Origin of the sequence: Methylomonas sp. 11b, assembly GCF_000515215.1 — a bacterium.
Classification (GTDB): Bacteria; Pseudomonadota; Gammaproteobacteria; order Methylococcales; family Methylomonadaceae; genus Methylomonas.
In genome coordinates this window covers 2,102,906-2,127,674 of sequence record NZ_KI911557.1, presented here as the reverse complement: position 1 = coordinate 2,127,674, position 24,769 = coordinate 2,102,906, and the positions used below count along the sequence as shown (strand labels likewise).

24 protein-coding genes are annotated in these 24,769 nt (G+C 50.4%); 16 read left to right on the top strand and 8 right to left on the bottom strand.

Annotated elements, in window-relative coordinates; genetic code table 11:
• Nucleotides 1-144 precede the first annotated feature (144 nt).
• The 5 genes from METH11B_RS0110265 (at nucleotide 145) to METH11B_RS0110245 (ending at nucleotide 4,337) form a co-directional block, all read left to right on the top strand.
• On the top strand, nucleotides 145-1,383 hold the full coding sequence (locus tag METH11B_RS0110265) for a glutamate-5-semialdehyde dehydrogenase (protein ID WP_026601963.1): 1,239 nt from the start codon (nucleotides 145-147) through the stop codon (nucleotides 1,381-1,383).
• A complete protein-coding gene (gene nadD, locus METH11B_RS0110260; RefSeq protein ID WP_026601962.1) occupies nucleotides 1,383-2,024 on the top strand; it encodes a nicotinate-nucleotide adenylyltransferase in 642 nt (213 codons plus the stop codon). Before METH11B_RS0110265 ends, nadD begins: the two co-directional genes overlap by 1 nt.
• Nucleotides 2,025-2,366, top strand: coding sequence for a ribosome silencing factor (gene rsfS / locus METH11B_RS0110255; RefSeq protein WP_026601961.1), 342 nt, complete (start codon nucleotides 2,025-2,027; stop codon nucleotides 2,364-2,366).
• 113 nt (nucleotides 2,367-2,479) lie between these two features.
• A complete protein-coding gene (locus tag METH11B_RS0110250; protein WP_026601960.1) occupies nucleotides 2,480-3,166 on the top strand; it encodes a hypothetical protein in 687 nt (228 codons plus the stop codon).
• A complete protein-coding gene (locus METH11B_RS0110245; protein WP_036275801.1) occupies nucleotides 3,156-4,337 on the top strand; it encodes a flagella assembly protein FlgT middle domain-containing protein in 1,182 nt (393 codons plus the stop codon). Before METH11B_RS0110250 ends, METH11B_RS0110245 begins: the two co-directional genes overlap by 11 nt.
• Here METH11B_RS0110245 and METH11B_RS0110240 read toward each other — a convergent pair.
• Both METH11B_RS0110240 and METH11B_RS0110235 read right to left on the bottom strand, forming a co-directional pair.
• On the bottom strand, nucleotides 4,327-4,833 hold the full coding sequence (locus METH11B_RS0110240) for a glutathione peroxidase (RefSeq protein WP_026601958.1): 507 nt from the start codon (nucleotides 4,831-4,833) through the stop codon (nucleotides 4,327-4,329). The genes METH11B_RS0110245 and METH11B_RS0110240 overlap by 11 nt on opposite strands.
• A gap of 319 nt (nucleotides 4,834-5,152) precedes the next feature.
• Nucleotides 5,153-5,833, bottom strand: a complete 681-nt coding sequence (locus tag METH11B_RS0110235) for a hypothetical protein (RefSeq protein WP_026601957.1) — start codon at nucleotides 5,831-5,833, stop codon at nucleotides 5,153-5,155.
• 742 nt (nucleotides 5,834-6,575) lie between these two features.
• On the opposite strand from METH11B_RS0110235, the gene METH11B_RS0110230 reads away from it, so the two are divergent.
• From METH11B_RS0110230 to METH11B_RS26650, 4 genes are all read left to right on the top strand, one after another.
• The gene (locus METH11B_RS0110230; protein ID WP_026601956.1) at nucleotides 6,576-7,283 is read left to right on the top strand and encodes a PEP-CTERM sorting domain-containing protein; all 708 of its coding nucleotides are present in this window, start codon (nucleotides 6,576-6,578) and stop codon (nucleotides 7,281-7,283) included.
• Nucleotides 7,284-7,565: 282 nt separating this feature from the next.
• Nucleotides 7,566-9,383, top strand: a complete 1,818-nt coding sequence (locus METH11B_RS0110225; RefSeq protein WP_026601955.1) for a S8 family serine peptidase — start codon at nucleotides 7,566-7,568, stop codon at nucleotides 9,381-9,383.
• Between the two features lie 231 nt (nucleotides 9,384-9,614).
• Nucleotides 9,615-11,402 carry a S8 family serine peptidase gene (locus METH11B_RS0110220; RefSeq protein WP_081733785.1) on the top strand — a complete coding sequence of 596 codons (1,788 nt, stop codon included), beginning with the start codon at nucleotides 9,615-9,617 and terminating at the stop codon, nucleotides 11,400-11,402.
• Nucleotides 11,403-11,684: 282 nt separating this feature from the next.
• The gene (locus METH11B_RS26650; protein WP_036277314.1) at nucleotides 11,685-12,452 is read left to right on the top strand and encodes an HAD family hydrolase; all 768 of its coding nucleotides are present in this window, start codon (nucleotides 11,685-11,687) and stop codon (nucleotides 12,450-12,452) included.
• A gap of 13 nt (nucleotides 12,453-12,465) precedes the next feature.
• Here the strand turns inward: METH11B_RS26650 and METH11B_RS0110210 are convergent, their stop codons facing one another.
• Genes METH11B_RS0110210 through METH11B_RS0110195 form a run of 4 tightly spaced genes read right to left on the bottom strand, consistent with a single transcriptional unit; the run spans nucleotide 12,466 to nucleotide 16,489 of the window.
• A complete protein-coding gene (locus METH11B_RS0110210; protein ID WP_026601952.1) occupies nucleotides 12,466-13,647 on the bottom strand; it encodes a molybdenum ABC transporter ATP-binding protein in 1,182 nt (393 codons plus the stop codon).
• A gap of 56 nt (nucleotides 13,648-13,703) precedes the next feature.
• Nucleotides 13,704-14,132 (bottom strand): TOBE domain-containing protein, encoded by a 429-nt coding sequence (locus METH11B_RS0110205; RefSeq protein ID WP_026601951.1) that lies wholly within the window; start codon nucleotides 14,130-14,132, stop codon nucleotides 13,704-13,706.
• A gap of 56 nt (nucleotides 14,133-14,188) precedes the next feature.
• Complete coding sequence (gene modA, locus METH11B_RS0110200; protein ID WP_026601950.1) at nucleotides 14,189-14,956, bottom strand: molybdate ABC transporter substrate-binding protein; 768 nt, start codon at nucleotides 14,954-14,956, stop codon at nucleotides 14,189-14,191.
• A gap of 36 nt (nucleotides 14,957-14,992) precedes the next feature.
• Nucleotides 14,993-16,489, bottom strand: a complete 1,497-nt coding sequence (locus METH11B_RS0110195) for an alginate export family protein (RefSeq protein WP_026601949.1) — start codon at nucleotides 16,487-16,489, stop codon at nucleotides 14,993-14,995.
• A 320-nt stretch (nucleotides 16,490-16,809) separates the two neighbouring features.
• Here METH11B_RS0110195 and METH11B_RS0110190 point away from each other — a divergent pair, with 320 nt between their 5' ends.
• The 4 genes from METH11B_RS0110190 (at nucleotide 16,810) to METH11B_RS0110175 (ending at nucleotide 19,451) form a co-directional block, all read left to right on the top strand.
• A complete protein-coding gene (locus METH11B_RS0110190; protein WP_026601948.1) occupies nucleotides 16,810-17,559 on the top strand; it encodes a TOBE domain-containing protein in 750 nt (249 codons plus the stop codon).
• A 253-nt stretch (nucleotides 17,560-17,812) separates the two neighbouring features.
• Nucleotides 17,813-18,388: a hypothetical protein gene (locus METH11B_RS0110185; RefSeq protein WP_026601947.1), complete on the top strand. Its 576-nt coding sequence runs from the start codon at nucleotides 17,813-17,815 to the stop codon at nucleotides 18,386-18,388.
• Nucleotides 18,389-18,424: 36 nt separating this feature from the next.
• Nucleotides 18,425-18,733 carry a rhodanese-like domain-containing protein gene (locus METH11B_RS0110180; RefSeq protein ID WP_020483003.1) on the top strand — a complete coding sequence of 103 codons (309 nt, stop codon included), beginning with the start codon at nucleotides 18,425-18,427 and terminating at the stop codon, nucleotides 18,731-18,733.
• 10 nt (nucleotides 18,734-18,743) lie between these two features.
• On the top strand, nucleotides 18,744-19,451 hold the full coding sequence (locus tag METH11B_RS0110175) for a dinitrogenase iron-molybdenum cofactor biosynthesis protein (protein WP_020483002.1): 708 nt from the start codon (nucleotides 18,744-18,746) through the stop codon (nucleotides 19,449-19,451).
• A gap of 102 nt (nucleotides 19,452-19,553) precedes the next feature.
• On the opposite strand, the gene METH11B_RS0110170 is transcribed toward METH11B_RS0110175, so the two are convergent.
• Nucleotides 19,554-20,201, bottom strand: a complete 648-nt coding sequence (locus METH11B_RS0110170; protein ID WP_026601946.1) for a DUF2959 domain-containing protein — start codon at nucleotides 20,199-20,201, stop codon at nucleotides 19,554-19,556.
• A 380-nt stretch (nucleotides 20,202-20,581) separates the two neighbouring features.
• On the opposite strand from METH11B_RS0110170, the gene METH11B_RS29450 reads away from it, so the two are divergent.
• The gene (locus METH11B_RS29450) at nucleotides 20,582-20,743 is read left to right on the top strand and encodes a hypothetical protein (RefSeq protein ID WP_197026946.1); all 162 of its coding nucleotides are present in this window, start codon (nucleotides 20,582-20,584) and stop codon (nucleotides 20,741-20,743) included.
• Between the two features lie 229 nt (nucleotides 20,744-20,972).
• On the opposite strand, the gene METH11B_RS0110165 is transcribed toward METH11B_RS29450, so the two are convergent.
• Nucleotides 20,973-22,283 (bottom strand): replication-associated recombination protein A, encoded by a 1,311-nt coding sequence (locus tag METH11B_RS0110165; protein ID WP_036277309.1) that lies wholly within the window; start codon nucleotides 22,281-22,283, stop codon nucleotides 20,973-20,975.
• 88 nt (nucleotides 22,284-22,371) lie between these two features.
• Between METH11B_RS0110165 and accA the strand changes: the two genes are divergently transcribed.
• Together accA and tilS are read left to right on the top strand one after the other, a co-directional pair.
• The gene (gene accA, locus METH11B_RS0110160; protein ID WP_020482998.1) at nucleotides 22,372-23,346 is read left to right on the top strand and encodes an acetyl-CoA carboxylase carboxyl transferase subunit alpha; all 975 of its coding nucleotides are present in this window, start codon (nucleotides 22,372-22,374) and stop codon (nucleotides 23,344-23,346) included.
• Nucleotides 23,347-23,413: 67 nt separating this feature from the next.
• Nucleotides 23,414-24,742, top strand: a complete 1,329-nt coding sequence (gene tilS / locus METH11B_RS0110155; protein ID WP_026601944.1) for a tRNA lysidine(34) synthetase TilS — start codon at nucleotides 23,414-23,416, stop codon at nucleotides 24,740-24,742.
• The last annotated feature ends 27 nt before the right edge of the window (nucleotides 24,743-24,769 follow it).

Here is a 24,769-nt window from a genome sequence, read left to right as displayed (position 1 = left end):
CGGCGTCTGTAACGAGGCTGGTTGTGACTGACGTTGCCCGGAATCGTAGCGGCTATTGCCGTTTTCGCTGCAACTGAGCCCGGCTTGCTATAATGCCGGCTTTTCCAAATCATCGGGTCGATAATTGTGGACGTTAAACAGTACATGCAGCAATTGGGGCAACAGGCCAGAGCGGCTGGCCGCGAGATCAGCAAGGCCGAAAGCGGGCGGAAAAATAATGCTTTGTTGAAAATCGCCGAGGCTATTGCCGTAGGCAGTGCCGAAATTGCCAGCGAAAATCGCAAAGACTTGGAAGCCGGTAAACAGAATGGTATGGATCCGGCGTCGTTGGACCGTCTGGAACTGACGCCGGCCCGCATCCAGGCGATGATAGAAGGTCTGAAACAGGTTGCCGCGCTGCCCGATCCAGTCGGGGAAATTACCAACCTTAACTACCAGCCCAGCGGTATTCAGGTCGGACAAATGCGGGTGCCTTTGGGAGTGATCGGCATCATTTACGAATCCCGGCCCAACGTCACCGTCGATGCGGCAGCTTTGTGCTTGAAGTCTGGCAATGCCTGTATTTTGCGTGGTGGTTCCGAGTCGATTCATTCCAATCGGGCGATTGCGGTGTGCATCGCCAGCGGTTTGGCCGCTGCCGGCTTGCCGCAGCAGGCTGTGCAAGTGGTGGAAACCACCGATAGGGCCGCAGTCGGTGAATTGATCACGATGAAGGATTATGTTGATGTGATCGTGCCGCGCGGCGGCAAAAGTCTAATCGAACGTATCAGTGGCGAAGCGACCATCCCGGTCATCAAGCATCTGGACGGCATTTGCCATGTCTATATTGATGGCAAAGCCGACTTGGATAAAGCGGTGGCGATTGCCATGAACGCGAAAACCCATCGTTACGGCGTCTGTAATGCGATGGAAACCTTGCTGGTGGCGGAAAGCATTGCCGCCACGGTGTTGCCGATTTTGGCTGAACAATACACAGAAAAAAACGTGGAACTCCGCGGTTGTTTGAAAACCTGTTCCTTGATCAAAACTGCCGTGCGCGCCACCGAGGAAGATTGGCATACCGAATATTTGGCGCCGATTTTGTCTATCAAGATTGTTGCGGACATCGACGAGGCGATTGCGCATATCAACACCTACAGCTCGGCGCATACTGAGGCCATTGTCACCGAGGATTACACCTTAGCGCGGCGCTTTTTGCGGGAAGTGGATTCTAGTTCGGTGATGGTCAACGCCTCCACTCGGTTTGCCGACGGCTTTGAGTACGGTTTGGGGGCGGAGATTGGCATTAGCACCGACAAATTGCACGCTCGCGGTCCGGTTGGGTTACATGGTTTAACCTCATTGAAATTCATCGTGTTGGGCGACGGCCATATCCGCCAATAATGATTGGGGTATACGGCGGCACGTTTAATCCGGTCCACTACGGCCATTTGCGCACCGCGCTGGAAGTGAAAGAGCTGTTCGAGTTGGAGCAGCTGCGTCTGATTCCCTGCCGCGTGCCTGCGCATCGCCAAGAACCCGACGTGCCGGCGCACTTGCGTTTGCAAATGCTGGAAGCCGCTGTCGCCGATACTCACGGCCTTAGCGTGGATAGACGCGAGTTGGATAGGGAGGGGCCCTCGTATATGGTGGATACGCTGCATTCCTTGCGTAACGAAATAGGCAATACACCGCTGTTGCTGTTTATCGGTGCCGATGCCTTTGCCGGTTTGGAGCGCTGGCACCAATGGCAGCGCTTATTCGATTATGCGCACATCGTGGTCATGACCCGACCTGGCTATGCAGGACTGGAGCTGTCGGCGTTTTTACAGGAGCGAATCGCCGAGGACCGGACGCAGTTTAGTCGGCAGACAGCCGGGCTTTTAACGTTCCAAGAAGTCACTGCGCTGGCGATTTCAGCCACCGCCATCCGCGAACTGGTGGCTGCCGGACGCGATCCACAATTTTTACTGCCGGACCGGGTCATCGAATTGATTCGGCGGCATCGTTTATATCAACCCCCCATTCATCTCACAGGAAATTGAATGCAAACAGAAGCATTACTAAAGCTGGTCGAAACCGAGCTCGACGACCGTAAAGGCCTTAACATCAAGACTATCGATGTGCGCGGCAAAACCAGTATTACCGATTACATGGTCATTGCCACCGGTACCTCGTCCCGGCACGCCAAGTCGCTGTGCGATTATGTGATGGAAAAGGTCAAGGAGCAGGGGCAGCAACCGCTGGGGTTGGAAGGCGACCAAAGTTCGGATTGGATTTTGTTGGATTTGGGCGATGTGATCGTGCATGTGATGACCGGTCAGGCCCGCGAACTGTATCAGCTGGAAAAACTCTGGTCAGTGGCAGGCGACAAGACACATAGCTAGTTTTCCCGCGACTTGCCGAAAGAAATTTCCAGTGGACCAAGGGCAGAATTTGTCATCCGCCCTCAAGAAAAAGCCCAAGTAGTCGATGACTTAGGCGAGTAGGAGGAGGGGTCATGAAAGTGTTTAAAACAATTTGCTGGGTGTTGATGGCGTTAGCCTTAAACGGTTGTGCTGCGGTGGGCGATAAGCATGCTGACGTACCATCCGCCGGAAAAACGCTGCGCGCTACTGGTTATAGCCGTTTTGACGACAGCGGTAAGCTGGCGGTTAATCAGCGCTGGTTACAGGCGCAACAAGCCGCCAAACTGGAAGCCTATCGCGGCTTGGCGGATTTGTTGTATCAAGAAAGATTGGGCAATCAAACTACCGTCGGTGCTCAGGTGATGCGCGACGAGGTCTACCGGGTTTATCTGGATAGTTACTTACGCGATGCGCGCGCCGCCGATTATCGGACTGTCAGAGACAGTTTAAAAACGACTCTTGAATTACGTCTTAGCCCGCGTTTTTATCAATGTATGTCTGGCGATACTGCTTTTGCCGGTCAGTGTTTGCAGGAAGATAATAAGCTGGCGTTTACGCGGCTGGGTTATAAAGCCGCGACGGTGACCTCTGCCAACCTGGCCTGTGGTGCTCGGGATTGTAGCGATCAATATTATGTGGCAGGCTTTTCCAAAAAGGCCAATGTCGTGGATGATACCTTGCTGGAAGCCGGTCTTTACGATGTGGAATGGATCGCCAATACCGGTTTGCGGACGATATTTCAGTATTTGTTGATCAACGGATTTTATAGTGCCTTATAGAAACTTGCTAACAGTGGTATTGATCGCCTTGCTGGCTGCATGCAGCAGCGGCAACAGTAAGCGGCGCGGTGATGAGAATGGTGTGGCCGCGTCCGGTCAGCAGGTTAGTGTGCAAGGTAGTGCGGCTATCGTCGGCGGAGGTGTCGAAGCAGCTCGTCGTGCGGCTATCGACGATGCAGTGAGTAACGCCTCCCTACAATTAAAACGTAACAATAATTCGGCACTACTGGTCAGCGATATTAAGGTGGTCGACGAGTGGCAGGATGCCGATCTCTACCATGTGCAAGTGCTGGCCGTGTTATCCGATAAACAGCGTTGCGGTTCGCCGTATCGGAAGAAAATCGTCGCCACCGGCTTTCCGGTCATGAATGCCGATCAAATCAGCGGCACCGAAAGCCAGGATTTATACAGCGGCATCCCCAGGGAAATTAATAATCAGTTGATGGAAACCGGCGATTTTATCGGCCGTAATCTGACCAACACCTCTTTATACAGCCGGCCCGATTTGGCGCCGGAGATTCGCTTTGCCGAGGGTACAGCCGAATCGGTAATTCTGAATATCGCCAAGCAGCAGAATGCGCAGTTTGTATTGTCCGGCGTGATTCGCGACTTTCGGGTGGAGTCCACCGAATATGTGCGCGGTAGTGGACCGCTGGCGGATTTAAAATCCATGGTCAGGGATTTTGTGGCTCGCCGCAGCGTGGGGATTGATGTATATGTTTACGATGGTTTTAGCGGTGCCTTGCTGTTTCAACATCGTTACACCGATTCCATCCTTGGTGATGTATCGCTTCCAAGCGGCTATACGGTAGGTAGCGACCGCTTCAACTCGACATCGGCCGGTCACGCCATCAGCGAAATTATTCAGGAAGCCAGCGAAGACATTCATAAATTATTTGGCTGTTATCCTTTTACCACCCGGGTAATACAGGCCGGTAATAATCGGATTGTGATTGCGGCCGGCGCTCAGGATAAAATCAAAATCGGCGACAGGCTGATGATATATTCCGCGTCCGCCGGCGGTGTGGCGGGAGCCGGTTTGGGGGAATCGCAGGGTATTTTGACGATAACCGACGTTAGTGCGACGACTGCGGCGGGTACTCTTGATTCAACGGCAGTTGCCGGTGCAGTCAGGCCAGGCGACTGGGTGAAAAGTTTCGCTACGCCTTGACGGGCGCGTCGCTCAAGCCTAGTAAGCGCTCGATGTCCTTGCTCATGCCTGCCGGTGTGTCTATCGGCGCATAGCGTTTAAAAACCTTGCCATCTCGCCCGATAAGAAATTTGCTGAAATTCCATTTGATGGCATTAAATCCCAAAATGCCCGGTGCCGCGTTTTTCAAATACTCGTAGAGCGGATGCGCGTTGTTACCGTTGACATCGATTTTTTCGAACATCGGGAAACTCACGCCATAATTTAATTCGCAAAAACTGGCTATTTCTTGGCTGTCGCCGGGTTCCTGCTGACCGAACTGATTACACGGAAATCCTAGTATCACCAAGCCCCGGCTTTTATAAGTTTGGTACAACGCTTCCAAGCCGCGGTATTGCGGCGTAAAACCGCACTGACTGGCGGTGTTGACGATTAGTAGCACTTTGCCGCGGAAATCTTCTAAAGAAACAGTTTCGCCGTTAATGTTAGTGGCCGAGAATTGGTATATGTCATTCATGCTGATACTGGTCCGTTATGGAATTACTTGCGCTTGTCTTGCATCCCGCTGTCCATCGAGTTGCAATGGCTAAAGCCCCTCTTAGGTCCATGCATCCCGATCAAGATCCATAGACAAATATTCACCGAGCTTACCGTTGTTCATCGGATTGTCAAAAATCTATAGCGTGACAATACCCTTTTTTGCGAGGGGGTTGTCGGAAGGAACTTCAGTATAGTTTGGAAATACGGGGCCTCGGTCATTCTCTCGCGGGAGGACAGGGCCCATAGTTGCCTGGCTGTATGGGCGGCTGTTGAAACCTTCGGCGATTGCCCAGTGCTTATTGTCCTGATAGTCGTTGTTGCAGCTTGGTTTGCAGCAAACTGTCATAGTGGCGTTTCAACACCGAATCGGTGGGCGGTGCCGGCAATTCCGCTGCAATCTCGCGGCGTAATTGGTCAAGGTCATGCGTCGGTACTGAAGATTTTTCAGTAAGATCTGTTTCTGTAACAGTGACTGGCTGCTGGGTTGGTTCCGATAAGTCTGCCGTTTCTGAGTGTTGAGGCGATGTGATTTTATGCAGAGTTTCGTAGTGACGGCGTAGCACGGAGTCGGTGGGATAGGGATTGCTAAGGGCTTCTTTCTCCGCTTGCAATGCAGCCAGATAATGGCGTTTTAATATCGAATCTTCGGGTAGATTGATTGCCGGCGCTTCTACCGCCGGAGTTCTCGGTTCTTCGGTAGCTGCGGTGACGATTGGCGCTTGTGGGGCTGGTTCGGCAATCGACTCAGGCGCTTGGGTTGGGGGCGCTACCAGTGTCTCGAGTTGTTGCGCTATTGGAGCCGTTGGCGAAGGCGTATGGGGTTGCGAAGGGGAATTCGCTGCACGGGAAGCTGCTTGTTGAGGTGGTGTCGCCTGTTTGTTTTCTGGCGTCTTGCCGATTGGTTTGAGTTTTAGTTTGCCTTTCCAGGCCAGCCAACCGACTACTGCCAGCACTACGATTATTAGAAGTTCTATCATGATTTGTCCCCCTCAATATTGTTATTAATCCAAAACAAATTAACACCTACAGCGTTACCGATTGGCTTTCTAGGTATATTGCTTCCGCGGCTTGTATTCTAAAGCATGATGGAAGCGCTACGATTAAATCGCAGCGCTTTATACCATAGATCGTTGAAATAGTTGATTCGTCGAGTTGCAAGGCGCATTGCGCCTAGTAGCTTTTCTGTCTTGAAAAAACTAAGTTTCAATTTTTCGATTGGGTCAATCGATCATGACTTACAAAACATTCAACAGTGCAAGTGTTGTGTCAGTTTTTTTTACAGTCAAGAATGATGGATTCCCAAATGAAACTTTTGGTCGGGAGCAGTGTTAAATTTAATTGACAATGCGTCGGGATTTTTTCCTGAACTTGCTTTGTAAAAGCTCTCTGACATTGGATTTGTAAAAAACAATCTTATGAGAATCGCTGGGACAAAACTGATTAAGTAGATGTCACGACTCAGTTTTTCTTAGTTTATGCCCAAGTAGGTTTGAATTGTAATGCGCGTAATGTAAGCAAATGCTGACATAAAAATTTACAACTCGTGGCGTTTGAAATTGTTTCGAGATGATGATTTTTATTTAAACATCTGTTTTATAAATTTAAATTTTTTTTGGCTTGCTATTTGCTGATTATTTATATGGTTTCGTGCTATGCCTAACGGAAACTTAACCAAAGAAAGCATTCAAAGATTGTGCAGATTTTATATTAGGGGGAATTATGGAAACCAAAACGATTAAACACATATTCTTAGCGGGACTTTTATCGTCAACCGCAATTTTCGGAGGCGGCGTTCAAGCGGCCTCATTTAGCGTAGCGGGTAGCCTAACAGGCGATCCCAGAACTGATAATCCAGATAACCTGTTCATCAACGTTGGCATTAATGTCGTTGACACAGTCGCTACTTGGACAGTGGATATCGCTTCGCCTTTGCATCCAAATGCAAAGCTTGACGAGTTTTATTTCAATCTAGGGTCTTCAGTCATCCCCGGAAATTTGAGTTTTGGTGGGTTTTCGCCAACAGGTTGGGTTATCAGCAATCCAGCGTCGACAGTAGGCGGGGGGAACTTCAATCCCACGTTTCTATTTGAAGCCGTTGATCCGCCAGGCAACGGAAACAACGTCACTAATGCCGTGAATTTGTCGTTTACCGCAACCTTAAACCGTAATTGGACTTTGGATGACTTTTATTCCGCAGCGGCACTACAGAGCTCTGAAGCTACGTTACCTGCCGGTCAATTGGGTGCTCATTTGCAGTCGCTAAGTACGGCAGGTTGTGCTGGTTGTTCCGATAGCGGCTTCCTGATAGGTAACTACACACGCAACGGTGGTGGTGGCGGTCAAGGGAGCGTGCCAGAGCCAAGCGTTGTGGCTTTGCTAGGCATGGGTTTGTTGGGCATGGGTTTGTCACGTAAAAACAAAGTCTGATTGTCCGATTTGTTTACACGCCTTAAAAACGCCGGTTAAACCGGCGTTTTTTTTCCAGAAATTGTCTGGTAGCTATAGCAATAGGTGTTACCCCATTGTTGTTATGGTGATTCTGAAAGTAAAGTCACAGTAATGGTGGCCCAGTTTTTTTAGACTTCCTTCCAAGCAGAAAGCTGATTCGGAAAATTCAAATTAGCTTGCGTTCAGAAAGCCTCATGGCATGAAGCCAAGGATGAGGTGTTTAAGATTTGGACATTCAAAACAAAAACCAGGGGGACAGTCATGAACAAAAAAAATTTGTACATCACTTTAGGTGTTGCACTACTGGCAGTGCCTGTAATCATTTATCTCGATAAATATTTGCTAGACCAGGAAATTTTGCAAATAAATCGGGATATGCAGCAGTTGCCCGCCTCGGCTGGTAACGTCGCTAAGACCTGGAAACCAGGGCAAATTTTAGTTAAGCCCAATGCCGGTTTGGCTGATGCGGAATTTGAGAAAATTCTGCGTGGCAATCAAGGTAAAAGCAGTGAAAAAATCGGTAATTTGCCGGTTCATATCGTTAGCGTCCCTGAGCAAGCGGAAGAAGCGGTGGTACGGGCGCTATCAAAAAACCCCCATATCGAGTTCGCTGAGTTAGACATGGCTCAGCCTATGAGTACTACCACCCCAAATGATCCAAACTTTGGTGGTGCGTGGCATTTAGCAAAAATTCAAACGCCTGGCGCATGGGATGTTTCCAAAGCGGACGGCATTACAATAGCCGTCTTGGATAGTGGTGTTGATGGTTCGCATCCGGATTTGGCAAATCATATGATTCCGGGGTGGAATGCGGTGGATGGAGGCTCCGACACTACCGACATCAATGGTCATGGTACTGCGGTTGCCGGTACAGCAGCTGCTGTCACCGATAACTCAGTAGGGGTTGCTGGCGTGGCGTGGAACGCGAAAGTTATGCCCGTCAGAATTACCAACGATTCAACGGGATACGCTTACTGGAGTGACGTTGCGCGTGGCCTGAGTTGGGCGGCTGACAATGGTGCCGATGTCGCAAATATCAGTTATGGGGTGAGTGGTAGCTCGGCGGTGTCATCGGCGGCCCAGTATATGAATTCCAAAGGCGGAATAGTGGTTGTTGCAGGCGCCAACGACGGAGTAGATCCCGGTTATACCGATAACCCCTACATGATTTCTGTTTCAGCAACCGATTGGAATGATGTGAAGGCCAGTTGGTCCAACTATGGCGCCTTTATTGATGTCGCAGCTCCCGGCACTTCTATTGCCACGCTTCTGAGAGGTGGCGGATATGCCAATTGGAACGGGACCTCATTTTCTAGTCCGGTTACCGCGGGTGTAGTGGCGTTGATTCAAGCTGCAAATCCCAACTTGGCGCCTGCGGATGTCGAAAAGGTGCTAAAAGATTCTGCCGATAAAGTATCCGGTGTTAATTTTGATCCAAACTATGGCTATGGACGTATCAATGCTAACGCCGCTGTGCAATTAGCGCTCAATACAGTGGCTAGAGATACTCTGGCGCCGACCGCTGCCATTTCATCTCCAGCTGCTGGTTCTGTGGTAAGTGGTTTAACCTCTGTCGCCGTTAACGCTAACGATAATGTCGCCGTAAGCCAGGTTTCATTTTACGCAGGCGGTAAATTGGTCGGAACAGATGGCACTGCTCCTTACACATTCAGTTGGGATTCCACGACTGTGGCAAACGGCAATATAAATTTAACTGCGGTGGCTACTGACTCTTCCGGAAACCAAGGCTCATCAAGCGCCGTGACTGTGAACGTACAAAATCAAACCACGGTAACCACCACGGATCAAGCGGCTCCAACCGTGACCATTTCTAACCCAACAAATGGTGCGAAAGTGAGTGGAAGCGTAGTGAATATCGCCGCAGCTGCTAATGACGATATTGCTGTCGCTAAGGTACAGCTTTATATCGACAACAAGCTGGTGTCTTCTACAACCAGCAAAACCTTGAGCTATAGCTGGAATGTCAAGAAAGTGGCTGCCGGCAGCCATTCGATCAAAGCGGTTGCCACCGATACCTCCAATAAAACCGGTACCGTCAGCATTCTAGTCAGCAAGTAGCGTTCGTATCTGGAAAACTGCCAACAATATTGTCGGCGGTATTTCAAAGGCAATTAAGACAGGGGCGTATTTCGCCCCTGTTTTTTTTGTGTGAGTCGGCATAAACAAAGAAACGGGTTAATCCTGGTTGGGCTATTCGCAAATGATCCCCAGGGGATTTAATGTGTTCTTAATAAAGTATGCGGCCTGAGCATCTTACAATAAGCCTTTTGTTCGATAGACGGGATTGTCATGCTTAGAGTTAAGGAGATTGTGGTTGTAAGTTTGTTCAGTTTGCCTGCTGGATTCGTTTATGGGCAAGCATTTTCTAATACTGCAACCAATTTGCCGGCCGGCAAAGCTTGGAAATTCGGACAGATATTAGTCCAGCCCAAAGCTGGATTGCCTGACGCCGAGTTTAAAAAAATTCTACGTTTCAATGGCAGTGGTATTGCTGAAAAAATCGGTAGTTCGGCTATTCATATCATTAATGTCCCTGAAAATGCTGAGGCTGCTGTGGTGCGAGCCTTGTCAAAAAATCCCCATATCGAGTTTGCTGAATTGGATATGGCTGTGCCACTAAGTGCGGTTCCCAACGATCCACAGTTTGCCAATGCTTGGCATCTATCAAAAATTCAGAGCCCTAACGCATGGGATGTATCAAAAGCAGATGGAATTACCATTGCCATTCTTGATAGCGGGGTGGATGGTTCACATCCCGATTTAGCGGCACATATGGTGCCTGGCTGGAATGCGGTAGATAGTGGTTCGGTCACTGCTGATGTCAATGGACATGGTACCGCCGTAGCGGGTGCCGCCGCTGCTGTTACCAACAATGCCAGTGGTGTGGCAGGCGTAGCGTGGAACGCCAAAATCATGCCGATCAGAATTACCAATGATGCCAGTGGTTATGCATATTGGAGTGACGTAGCACGAGGCTTGAACTGGGCCGCAGATAATGGTGCCGACGTCGCTAACCTTAGCTACGCCGCAAGCGATAGCGCCACGGTAGCTTCAGCTGCCCAATACATGCGCAGTAAAGGCGGTTTGGTATTGGTGGCTGCCGGCAATGATGGTTTGGACCCTGGGCTTGCAGATAGCGTAAATCTGATTGCTGTTTCCGCTACAGATACTAACGATGTGAAAGCAAGCTTCTCGAATTTCGGTAAATACATTGATGTTGCCGCACCGGGCGTATCCATCGCGACGACCAATAAAGGCGGCACTTATGCTGCTTGGTACGGTACTTCGCTCGCCACTCCTGTTGCCGCTGGTGTTGTCGCACTGATTCAGGCGGCGAATCCGAAACTTACGCCTGACAATGTCGAGAAAATATTGAAAAGTTCTGCCGATAAGGTGTCCGGTGTTAATTTTGACTTGAACTACGGCTATGGGCGAATCAACGCGGCTAATGCAATAAAGACAGCTATCAATACCATTTCGGTGGATACTCAGGCACCGACAGCGGTTATTACGTCGCCAAGTGCCGGTAGTGTGGTTAGTGGATTGGCCTCTGTAGCGGTGTCCGCTAGTGATAATGTGTCCGTCAGCCAAGTCTCGCTGTTTGCCAATGGCAAGCTGGTCGGAACCGACGGTGTCGCGCCTTATCAATTTAGTTGGGATACCGGTAGTCTAGCCAATGGCAACGTTAGCTTAACTGCTGCCGCAATCGATTCGGCTGGAAATACTGGTTCATCTGCTGTCGTGACTGTCAGCGTACAGAATCAAAATGCTACCGGCGGCACTACTGGCAATACAGCCACTGCTGATTTGATCGCACCCACGGTTAATATTTCTACCCCAGTGAACGGCGCTAAAGTCAGTGGTTTGGTCGCGGTTTCTGTTGCGGCAAAAGATAATGTCGCAGTTGCCAAGGTGCAGATTTATATCGATACGAAGTTGGTTGCTTCCACGACCAGCAGTAGTTTGAGTTATAACTGGAACGCCAAAAAAATCTCAGCAGGCAACCATGTTATCAAAGTGATTGCAACGGATACATCGGGTAATTCAGGCGTTGTCAGTATACAAGTGACTAAATAAGCTTATCCGTCAGTAGATTCGTATCGCGTACTTCCGGCGCAATATTTGCTCAAACTGCTGGCATACAGCAAAATCGACACGGTCCAGAATCGGACCAGTCCAAGGCGAGCGCTGGTAGTTTCGCAACTATATACGCATTATAGTCTGCGCGGTGTTGACTCTAGTTTCGATTATTGCGAGTGGCGCGATTCCCGCCGGGTTTTGCGATGCAATCCAGATTATCCGCCGCTTCATCCGTTACAATACCGCCCATTTCCCGTGACTCCGGATACCCCTATTTCAATGAACGATTCAATTATTTATGCGCTGGATTTTGATGGCGTTGTCTGCGACAGTGCGATTGAAACCGCGATCACCGGCTGGAAAGCCGGCACTACTATTTGGAAAGACATGCCTGACGAGGTACCTCAGGCTATCGTTGAGCAGTTTCGCGAAGTGCGGCCGATTATCGAGACGGGGTACGAAGCGATTCTGATTATCCGCCTCATGTATTTGGGCAAGAGTACTGCCGCTATTTACGCCAACTACGCCGCTAAAGTGCAAAGGATGCTGGACGAAATCCATTTAAGCATCGACGATTTGAAAAAGCTGTTCGGCGAAACCCGTGACAATTGGATTGCCAGTGATCGTGCCGATTGGATAGCCAAAAATCCCTTGTATCCCGGTGTTGCCGAAAAGCTGCGTGACTTGGGACAACGGCATTTTTGGTGCGTGATTACCACCAAACAAGAGCGCTTCGTGAAGGAAATCCTTAGTGCCAACCAGATTGAATTGGCCGATGAACGAATTTTCGGGATGGACCGCAAACTCGGCAAACCGGAAATCCTGAAAGGTTTAAAAGCCCGGCATCCGGGCCAGCCGATTTATTTTACCGAGGATCGCCTGCCTGCTCTGGAAGGTGTAAAAAAACACCCGGAGTTGGCCGATGTGAAATTATTCTTCGCGCTATGGGGTTATAACCTTGCCGCAGACCACGCCGTTGCAGCCGCGCAAGCAATCGTACTACAGCAGTTAGACACTTTTCTCAGCGACAGTTTGGGCGCCGTATAGGCGGATACCGAGTTCAGTAACGGTATTCCAAAACACGGCTGGTGTCGGCGCCGGCATGGTTCAAATAGTAGTAGCCGTCACCGTGGCTGACGATGCGTTGGTAGGGTAGGGTGTCCAGTTCGGCCAGATAGACGATGGCGTGAGTTTTAATCAGGCAATACACCACGTCGCCTTCCCGCAACGCCATACTCTGGCAGGCCCCCGGCGTAATTTCCACCAATAAGGTCCCACCACAATCGACTTGCACGATCAGGCTTTCGCCGCTAGGGATGATTGCGCAGATCCGGCCTTTTAGCTGATTCTGAATGGAGATGCCGTCGATGTAGGCCCGAGACAGGGCGATGTCGTTGGCGCGGATCGATACCTGGCTCTGGCTGCCGATTGCAAACTGCGGGCGTAGCGGCAAGGCCAGCGGCAGACCGAAACTATCCGCCATACTGCAACCTGCCTGGACATCGTGATTGCGAATACTGATCGGCAGGATGTTGTCGATTTGGCGGATACCCAGATAGCGCAAGATACCTTGTTGTTTAGCCACTTCGCGCAAAGAGCCGCTGCGCAGCACCTGGCCGTGTTCCAGCACAATCAACTGGTCGGTCAATTCCAGAATTTCGCCCAGCGACTGGCTGGCATACAGTGCCGGCAAACCGAATTCGTCTTGCAGGCGTTTCAAAATCGGTAGTAGTTGCGAACGGTAACCGTGGCCGATGGCGGCGAAAGTCTCGTCAAGCAATAACAACTTCGGCGATTTCAGCAGCGAACGGGCCAGCGCCACCCGCTGGCGTTCACCAACCGATAACCGTTCGATAGGCTGATCCAGATTGGCGCCCAGTTCCAGTAAATTGATTAAATAGTCCGGTTTGAACAGTCGGCGCTGTTTGAGGGTGCGGTAATAGGCGGCGGTTAGATTGTCGCGCACGGTTTCCGTGGCGTCGGCGCAATCGCTCTGCAATACCGCGCCTATCGGCCGTTGTTCGCGCGGCATCACGATACCTTTACGGCTATCGAACAAGATTTTGCCGTCCAGCGCAATATGTCCGCTTTGCGGCTGGATGGTGCCGGCGATCAGCCCCAGTAAGGTGCTTTTACCTGCGCCGGATTGTCCGAACAGGCCGACGCTGATGTCGCCGACCGATAATTGCGTGCTGAGGTCGAAATGACCGCGACGCAGTTTGACATTCATTTCCAGCAGCATGACCACCTCCGGTGGTTAAAGTCGACCCGGTCTGGTTGGCCGGGCCGATCACGATATTAACCCTGCACGCCGAGAATCACCGCGCCGGCTTTGAATACCGCGGTGGCAGTTTGGCCTTTGCGTAGCCCCAAGGTTTCCACGCTATCGTTGGTGACAGTAGCGGCGATTTTGTCGCCGCCGGGCAGGGCAATATCCACTTCAGTGTTCACAGCGCCCGCCTTAACGTCAGTGACCGTACCTTCCAATTGGTTACGCGCCGAAATCCGATAACCGCCGAAATCGGTGACGACGATGACTTGCGGCGCTTTTACCAACACGATGACTTTCTTGCCGGTTTCTATCGCCAAGGTTTCGACGGAGTCTTTGGTAATCGAGGCGACGATGGTTTCGCCACCTTTCAAACCGACATGCACTTCGGCGTTGACTGCGCCGATGGTGACTTCCGTGACGGTGCCGGAAAATTGGTTACGTGCGCTTGCTTTCATGATAATTCCTCTTGATTGGATGGGAGCGCCCTTAACATAAAGGGTTTGAATAAACGTTAATTTGCTGCGGGTAAGGCATAGCCATATTTTTCTATGATGGCCAAAGCCGGCGGCGTTTTCAGAAAAGCCAGCAAAGCTTGCGCGGCCGGATTTTCGGCACCGGTTTTCAGCAATACCGCGTCTTGCAGGATCGGGCTATGCAGGTTTTCCGGCACGATCCAGCCGGAGCCCGCGCCGACTTTGCCGTTGTTGATCACTTGCGATAAGGCCACAAAACCCAGTTCGGCATTGCCGGTACTGACAAATTGATGAGTTTGAGCGATGTTTTCGCCTTGTACGAACAAAGGTTGCAGTTTTTCCAATAGGCCTTGGTTTTTCAGGACCTCCACCGCCGCCGCACCGTAGGGCGCCAGTTTAGGGTCCGCCAAGGCCAGATGCTTGAAGTCGCCCTTGCTCAAGATTTTGCCTTGCTCGTCGACATAGCCGGGGTTGCCGGACCACAGTACCAATTTGCCGATGGCATAGGTAAACCGGCTACCGGCCACGGCCAAACCTGATTGCTCCAGTTTTAACGGGCTTTTATCGTCAGCCGATAAAAACACTTCAAACGGTGCCCCGTTCTCAAATTGGGCGACGAATTTGCCGGACGAACCGAACGACAGCTTGGCACTATGGCCGCTAGCTTTCTCGAACGCCTCAGCGATCTCGGTCATGGGTTTGGTAAAGTTGGCGGCGACCGCAACCAGCGTAGTCTCGGCCTGCGCAAACGCGCTCGACAAAAGCGATAAAGCTAAAATTATCCGATTTAAAGCGATAAACGACATGCTATTTCTCCTGAATGATAAGCTGATCGGTAGCGGCTAAAACCGTAATTGGCTCTGCACGTAAACATAATCGACGTCGTCTTTAATAGTCGGTGCCGACGGCGCTCTTTTTGCAAATTCGCCCTTGAACAAATGCGCCCAGCCGGTTTCGAAATTCAAACTGCTGTTAAAATCCCAACGCGCGGTCAATTCCAATTGTTGACCGACGAAATCACCGCTCCGACCGCCGGTATCTTGCAAACTGGCCGTGGTCCAACTGTCTCTGTCCGATGCCAGCCAATAAAAACGGTGACTCAGTCCAAGCTGCACATCGTTGCGCGGCGCGGCAGCGATGCGGTAGCCGGGCGTACTGATATTGCTGCGGGCGAACGCGCCATACATACCGGTCGCGCCGAACTCGAAGCGTCGGGCACCGTACAAGGTGTCGAAGCGCTGGTCTTGATTGTTGTTAGGGTTTTCATCCCCGCTGGCATAGTCGTATTCCAACGCGAAACGCGGAGACCAAGGGGCGTCGAAGGTATAGCCGACATCGGCGTGCTGGTACCAGGCGGCGTGCTCCAAATCGCGGCCATTGCTGGCGGCAGTACTGGAACGGACGGTGCCTAGCTGGCCGATGGTTTCGGTTTGAAAGTCGAAATTGGCCTTCTTGGGCTTCAGATAAAAGCGCACGCCGGGTGTGAAGTAGCGGCGATTCCGGGTGGGATTGCGGATGCTGTCGCCTTCGTCGAGATGGTATAGATAAACTTCGCTATTGATATTCCAGGCCAAGTTGTAAAGCTCCAAGAACCCGCCGGAAAACCAAGTGTGGGTATCTTCCTCGTCGAACTCGTGGACCTCGTTCAGAATGTCCGCAGCGGCGGTCGGATAGCGGTTGACCGGCATGGTCACAAAGCCGGTAAATTGCCAAGAATCGTAGTCCAACAGCCTCAGCTTTATTCCGGTAAAGCTGTTGATATCGTTGCGCATCGCATTGCGGGCAATTAAGCGGCGACTGCCCAGATTTAGCGTTTGCCGGCCGGCCACAATTTCAGCGCCGATACCGCTGTAAAACAGATTTTGATCTGCCCACGCGGCGTAACCTTGAATGAAGTCCGCAGTGTCGGCGTGGGTGTTATTTACGCCGGAACCGCTATCGGCGCCCAGCGCGCGGGCATCCAGAAACTCGGTACCGAGCCTTAACTTGCCCAGATTGGCTTGCAGCCACAAATCGGTTTGCAAGGCAATCTGTTGATCGCCGCCTCTGCCGTTGGCTTTAAAGCTGCCGTCCATAGTCTCATAGCGGGTGCGCTGTTCCAGTGAGGCGGATAGCCACTTTGGCAAATTCAGCGTGTCATGTAGATTCCAGACCGGCTTTTCGAATTTATCGTTGCCCAGCAGGGCATCCGGCATCTGACTGGAAAAGGCGGCCATGGGTGGCTTGCTGTAGGTTTTATTTTCCGCGGCCTCGCTAGCGTCAATGTAAAGATTATTCGCTGTGATCGCACTCAGTGCCGTGAGAAAAGATGCTTTGCGATAACGGTTTTTGGGGGCCATGTTTCACCTATTAAGCCGGTTAAATGCGCTGGGTTTATGATAATGTCCTGGCTTTTGTCTGATTTTGCTATGGTGTTTCATTCCTGCCAGGGAGTGTTGGCAGTCTACTTTTCGTTATGTACGAAAGTAAATAACGAAAAACAAAAATAACTTATTTCAATTGGGGAAATAATGGTAGTCGGCAGTTTATTTTTTAAATAGGCCATTAAAAAATTAGATAGATAAATTGAATAATGTCTACAGCAGAGAAAAATCCAAACAGACCAGAGCCTCCTTGGCTTGAAGGCGAATTACGCCTAGCCGGCATATTGGACAATCGCATGATTAGCTTGCTACGGGCAATAGAACAAAGCGGTTCGATCAATCAAGCGGCCAAGCAGGCCGGATTAAGTTACAAGGGCGCATGGCAAATGATAGAGCGGGCAAATAATTTGGCTCCCAAGGTTTTAATAGCCACTGCGACGGGTGGCAGCAAGGGCGGGGGGACCACGCTAACAGCGGCGGGTTTATCCTTACTGAAGTTATTCACCCGCCTAGAGGATCAGCATCGCGCCCTTTTGCAGCAACTGAATCAAAGCTTGATCGACGATCCGGATGTAATGCTTTTGTTGAAACGACAGGTGATCAAAACCAGTGCCAGAAACCAGCTGTCCGGAACGATTGCCAGGATCAACTCTGGTTCGGTAAACGCCGAAGTGTTTGTGTCTTTGAAGGGTGGAGAGCAAGTAGTTGCCAGCGTGCCGCTGGCAACGCTTGTAAACTTGGAGCTTAAGGTAGGCGGCGACGCAGTGGTGCTGGTCAATGCGCCGGACATTTTGGTATTGGCTGATGATGGTGGATTGCATCTGTTTTCGGCGCGGAATCGTCTGGCTGGCCGCGTGATTCGCATTCATTTTGATGGAGTGGATTCTGAAGTGATCATCCAGCTACCCAGCGGCGAAACTATTGCCGCGACTATTACTCAAGCGAGTGCCGAGGTTCTTGCGCTAAAACCAGGCGTCAATGCGGCAGCGGTATTTAAGAGCAATGCCGTAATCCTGGCTGCACTGATGCCTGCCGGTGACTGTTAGCTAGCCCGATAAAAATTTCGTTATAAATCCTACAAATCTTAAATAAGCATCATTCGATAATTGTCGTGTTTACTACATTGTCGGGCTGTGCCGCTGCCAAACGGCATATTTCTACGAACTATTCTCATCAAAAAACCAAGTAAAAACCTTATCAACCATGGCTTTGATGTGGTTTTAGTCGTCCTGGCAAGTGTTTTGCTTGCAAGCTGTTAACTACTTTTCATTCATTACCTTTCATTGGGGATTTAAGCAAATGCTACTTGAAAAATACGACAGCCAAGGGCTTTTATGGATTACCACCTTAGTCGGCAAAACCAGCACTGCCGGGCTTTCCGCGTTTCGCGGCGACTTGGTGTTAGTGGAAGGTGAGTTGCGTGAAGGGTCGACGAATATCCGTGACCGGAAAACCCCGGAGATGGTGATTAATCAATCAGCGATATTGGCCGATGCCGACAAGATTTTGTTCATCAACGGCCTGTTTTTCCAATTGGAAGACTTGCCGGTATTTGTCGAAAAATATAAAGAAGCGTTGACCCCGGAAACCGTCACCCTGTTTTACGTGCAAAACATCGCTAAGCCGATGCAAATCGTTTTAGATGGCGTTGTTTTCAATTTATTGCCGCATCAGGAAGGTATGATCTGGAACTTGATGTTGGAAGAGCTATATATCGAAAAATCCGATCTGAAGGGCCAGTCCGGCGAAGACAAGGTAATCACCGCATACGAGGCGGCTAAGGGCTATAAAATCAAAGCCGAGCCTATTAGTCTGGAGGCTGCTCTGTCGCAAACTATCGAAGTTAAGAAAGATTTAGCCGGTGGGCCGGTTTAGGGTTGGCGTCTTGAGCCTGGTGAGGGTGTTAGTGCTATGAAAAATTTCAAAACTATCTCCACGGCCGATTCCGAACAGCTAATTGCGGAGCAGCAACCGATGATTCTGGATTGTCGCGATCTTAAGGATTACCGGGCTGGGCATATTGAAAATGCCATGCATGTCCACGAGCAATTACGCGATTCGTTGCTGAAAAAAGCCGACAAGGCCAAGCCTTTGCTGATCTATTGCTATTACGGGCATGCCAGCGAGCATTTGGCTGAAATGTTCGGTGATTTCGGTTTTCAACAAGTCTACAGCTTGGCCGGCGGCTATGCCGACTGGAAAGAACAGCACAAACTTTAAGGGTGACGCTATGGAACAATTATCACGAGATCTGGCTTTGCGTATCGCATTGGCTTCGCGGATTTTGCCGGGAGTGGATGTGCCGAAGTTGATCGGTGTGTTGCACGAGAAAGTCGGCTCGCCGCTGGACGACGAGAAACTGAAGTCGATTACTGTCACCAACCTGAAGACCGGCATCGGTAGTCTGGATGGCGAGGAAGACGGCGAAGATATCGGCATCGGTCTGGAAAACATCAAGCTGGCGGTCAGGTATTTGTGGGGCGAGGAAGAGGAAGACGAAGGTCTGCCGGAGATTATGCCTTACAAAGACGGCGATATTCCGGAATCGATTCGGGTGGCGATTGCCTCCAATAGCGGTCAGCTATTGAATGGGCATTTTGGTTCCTGCATTCGGTTTTTGGTCTATCAATTGTCCAAAAGCGATATGCGCTTGATCGACATTCGCTCTACTGTGGAAGCCGATAGTGCGGAAGACAGAAATCTGTTCCGGGCTAATATGATCAAGGATTGCCATGTGCTGTTCGTGCAATCCATCGGCGGACCGGCGGCCGCGAAAGTGATACGTGCGGATATTTATCCGATCAAGGAACCCGATGTTATCGACGCGGTGGAGAAACTCACCGAGTTTCAGAAAGTGTTCGATGCCGCGCCGCCTTGGATGGCGAAAGCCCTCGGTAAAAGTGCCGAGGAGCGGAAGCGGTTTGCTCATCAGGAATAAGATTCGAAAATCGTGCATCTTACCCTCTCCGTTGAGAGGGTAAGTTTTCGGTTCTAAAATTGTCTGCCTTTGCTTTAATCAGAATAGCTTGGTGGAGAAGCGCTATTGCTTTTCCATAGTCTTGATAAACCCGTCCGCCTCATTAATCGATTTTTCCATTTCCACTACCAAGGCCGATACATCGGATTTAACCGAGTCCAACTGGCCTTTTAGCGAGGCGATGGCTTGAGCATTCAGGTTGTGTTTTAGATAGAGCACCTGATCGCGAAACACGCTGAGCACTGGCTCGATTTTGGTTTCGGCTTTGCGCATTGCCTCAATCAGTTGTTGATAGTGCGCTTTGGTGGCTGTCAATTTTTGCTGACTATTCCGTCTTAGCGAGGCATTACTGTATTGGCTTAGTTCGGTTTCCCATTCGCTGAACAGTGCGCTGGAGACGTCTTCTATGTCGGCGATGCGTTTGTTAACTTCCTCGGCCTTTTTCACGCTGGCCTCATATTCACCGTTAAGTTTGTTGTAGGTGGCTTCCAAATCGCCGCCCTTAAAATTAGTCATCACGGTGAATTGTTCGAGTGCCGATTTAAATTGTTGCTTGGTTTCTTCCTGGGTATCGCGGGCTTTTTCCACGCGATGCACCATCACTTCACGTTTAGGGATGCCGATTTTCTCCAGGCCGCTGTAATACGCGCTGGAACAGGCGGCTAAGCCAAACGTCAACAAAAACAACATAAAACGCGAACTGTATTTCATAAAAGCTCCTTGGATGGGTGAGCGCATTATAAGCTGGAGTCGGTGTAGTTCAACTTGGCTTGGTCGCTGGGTTCTTGGCAGGTAGACAGCGCGCGAGCATTCGATTGTGAATAGATTCACATATTCGGCATTGGGTTTTAAAACGCAATAAACATAGACAAGCAAACTCCAGAGTTAATCAGGGTTACAGCGGATATCAATAATATCTAAAGTTAAATAATGCGAGTGCTATTCAAAATTTATCTATTGCCAGTGGCGGATGATCCGATTTTGAGTTTTACTTAAGCCACGTTTTCGAACAGGGCTTTGAAGAAGTTTTGGGATGATTTAAAAAATTATTAACAGTTTTAATTATTATTTTTTTATATTAGGTGGCGCAAATGAACGAATTAAAAAAAGACATGTTTATTGGTTCTGTATCGTTTTTAGGTATAGTCGCTTTTGTTTCAGGACAGTTTATATTGTCAACAATGATGTTTGGGGTGGCAGCAGTATGGAGCACGATTTTATTAAATAATCGTGCGCAAGCAGTTAAGAGTTGAAAGTTTTCTCCTATAGTCAGAGACTTGCAAACGATCTTCCATCATGCGTTTGCTTCCATGCTCCCATAGATTCCTTGGTTTATGGGAGTTTTTTTTGCCCGCTACCATAAGCGCAGAGCGAATCAGTTAATTCCGCTATCTATATATTCCAGTTATAATCGAGTTTTTAATGGTGTTTTGCTGTAGTTAAAATTATAGCCGCCAAAAGATTGCATCCAGTTTTCAATTCTTATAATTTCCGCAGGAAATTCAGTTTCTCTTTTATTTTTATTTCCAAACCACGTTCCGCCGGAAAATAATACTGCCGGGCTTTTAACGATTCCGGGAAATAGTTTTCGCCGGCGGCATAAGCATTTTTTTCGTCATGGGCGTAGCGATAGTCCGCACCGTGTCCCAGTTCCTTCATTAATTTGGTTGGCGCATTGCGTAAATGGATGGGTACTTCCAGCGAGCCGCAGTTGCGAGCGTCCGCCATGGCGGCTTTGTAGGCCACGTAAACCGCATTGCTTTTCGGCGCGCAGGCCAGGTAAACGATGGCTTGCGCCAGCGATAGTTCGCCTTCGGGGCTGCCCAGCCGCTCGTAAGCGTTGGTAGCATTCAACGCCAATTCCAGGCCTCTCGGGTCGGCGTTGCCTATGTCTTCGGATGCCATCCGAATAACTCGGCGGGCGATATACAAAGGATCGCAGCCGCCGTCCAGCATTCTGGCAAACCAGTACAGCGCGGCGTCCGGGTCGGTGCCACGTACCGATTTATGTAAGGCAGAGATTTGATCGTAGAAAATATCGCCGCCCTTGTCGAAGCGATTGGCATGGCCCAGCAGCACTTCGTCCAATACTTCGCGATTCACGGTTTCCCGGCCGTCGATGTTTTCCGCCAGATCGGCGGCGATTTGCAGGATGTTTAAACAGCGGCGGGCGTCGCCGTCGGCGGCTTTGGCGATCATGGTCAACACATCCGCGTCGATCTGCAAATTGCGGCTACCCAGTCCGCGTTCTGAGTCAGTCAATGCATTATTTAACAAGGCCTCCAGATCTTTGGTCTCGATGCTGCGCATCACGTAGACCCGCAGTCGGGACAGTAAGGCGTTATTCAACTCGAACGAAGGATTCTCTGTGGTGGCGCCGAATAAAATAATCGCGCCGCTTTCGATGGGGGCCAACAGCGAATCCTGTTGGCTTTTGGAAAAGCGGTGAATCTCGTCGATAAACACCACCGTATTCAGATTGCGGCTCTGTTTGACTTCTTCCGCCTCGGCTACCGCCGCCCTGATTTCTTTCACGCCGGCCATCACCGCCGACAATTCGATGAAATGGCAATGCGCGCTGGCGGCGATGATTTTGGCCAAAGTGGTTTTTCCGACTCCGGGTGGCCCCCAAAATACCAGCGAGTGCGGCACGCCTTGTTCGATAGCCACGCGCAGCGATTTGCCTTTGCCGAGCAGATGCTGCTGACCGATGAAATCGTCCAGCGTAGTTGGCCGCATTCTGGCCGCAAGCGGCGCATAGGCGGTATTATCAAAGGCGGTAGCATTCTTCATTTGCAGGGGCTCGGTAAAACAAATAGGCAATGACGGCATTTTTCATTAGAATTGCCGGCCATTTTATTGATTCTAATGCCGGATTGACATGGATTTAAAATTCTTAGATTTCGAACAGCCGATTGCCGAACTCCAGGCCAAGATAGAAGAGCTGCGTAAGGTAGAGCTGGACAACAATTTCGACATTTCCGAAACCTTGAAGCAACTCGAACAGAAATGCGAGAGTTTGACCGAAAGTATTTTCGCGGATTTGTCGGACTGGCAAATATCGCAATTATCCCGCCACCCTGGCCGGCCGTACACCTTGGATTATATTGATCTGATATTCACAGAATTCCACGAGCTGCATGGCGACCGCTCCTATGCCGACGATCCGGCGATAGTCTGCGGGATGGCGCGTTTGCTGGGACAGCCGGTGGTGGTGATCGGGCATCAGAAGGGCCGGGATACCAAGGAAAAAATTTATCGTAATTTCGGCATGCCGCGTCCGGAAGGTTATCGCAAAGCTTTACGCGTGATGAAGTTAGCCGAGCGTTTCAAGCTGCCTATCATCTGTTTGATCGATACTCCGGGCGCTTATCCGGGTATCGGCGCCGAAGAACGCGGTCAAAGTGAGGCTATCGCCCGTAATCTGTTCGAAATGTCCAAACTCCGCACGCCTATTATTTGCACCGTGATCGGCGAGGGTGGTTCTGGTGGGGCGTTGGCTATTGGTGTGGGTGATAGATTATTAATGCTGGAATACAGTACATACGCGGTTATCTCTCCGGAAGGTTGTGCCTCGATTCTATGGAAAAGCGCCGATAAAGCCCAGTTGGCGGCGGAAGCGATGGGGATAACCTCGGACCGCGTACGTGAGCAAGGTTTTCTGGATGAAGTGATTCGCGAGCCAGTGGGTGGCGGTCATCGCAATTTCGAAAAAATTGCCGCCAATTTGCAGGACGCATTGTCCAGGCACCTTAACGATCTTCAGCAACAGGCGGAAAACATGGATTTACTGCTGGAGAGACGTTATCAGCGCATTATGCGTTTTGGTTCGTACATCGAAGAGCCGGTTAAATAAAACTGTCAGTCATAATTAGTTGATCAACAAAAGGCCGAGTCAAATCGGCCTTTTTTGTGAGTAAACCATGCCCGATCTCAATCCGCAGACTATTGCTGCTCTATTGCCTGCCACGTGCCGGAAAGTGTTCGTCGCCTATAGCGGCGGTTTAGACTCGACTGTGCTGCTGGATTTATGCGTGGGCTTGCCGGCGCTCGCCGGCAAGGTCATCGCCGTTTATGTCGATCACGGCTTGCAAGCTGAGTCAGCGGGATGGGGCGAACATTGTCGCCGGCAAGCAGAAAGCTTAAGTGTGGATTTTGAATTGTTAACGGTAGATGCGCGGGCCTGTAACGGCGAAAGCCCGGAAGCTGCGGCCCGCGAAGCGCGCTATCGGGCGCTGCGGCAACTATTAGCTGTCGACGATATTATCCTGCTGGCCCAGCACCGCGAAGATCAGATGGAAACCTTACTGCTGCAATTGTTTCGAGGCGCCGGCGTGTCAGGCTTGGCCGGCATGCCGATTTCCAGTGCGTTTGGGAACGGACAACTGCTGCGGCCACTATTGGATGTGGCTAAGGTCGATATCCAGCGCTATGCGCAACAGCGCGGTTTGCAATGGGTGGAAGATCCCAGCAATCAAAGCAGCGATTTCGACCGCAATTACCTGCGTAACGAAATTCTGCCGGTGTTGAAACAGCGCTGGCCGGCGCTGGATAAAACGGTTGCGCGTTCGGCTAAGCTCTGCGGCGACGCGGCGCAGATGATAGAGGCTTGGGCGAAGCAGAACTTGCCGGCGGCTTTCCATCCCACCGATGGCAGTTTCGATATCGCCGATTTATCAGCGATCACGGCGACGCAGCTGAACTGTCTTTTGCGGCACTGGTTGGGATGCATGGGATTGAAGCCGCCGAGTCAGGCGGTGTTGCAAACGCTAGTCAATCAGTTAATGGGCGGACGTGCCGATGCATTGCCGCAAATTTATATTCAAGGCCATTCCATCCGCAAATATCGGCAAAAATTGTATTGCATCCCCGAGCTCAATCTACGAAAGGACACTGAAGCAAAGTGCTGGGCGCAAGAACAGGAGCAAATATCTTTAAGCAATGGCTATGTGTTGCGTAGAAATTCAGCATCGGTCGGGTTATCTAAAGATTTATGGCAGAATGCAATAGTGACGGTGGAGCCACGGCGCGGCGGCGAAAAGCTTAAATTGCCTGGTCGGGTCGGTCATCATGGTTTAAAAAAACTCTACCAGGAAGCAGGGGTTCCGCCTTGGGAAAGAGATATTCGGCCATTGATTTATTTGGATGGTAGTCTGGCTGCGGTAGCAGGCTTATGGATTGCGGAATGGGCTTGGCTTAGTGCGGTGGACGCTTGTTACCAGTTGGATTGGCGCGCATCCGAAAGCATGTAATGATAGCTAACGAAAACCGATAGGAGG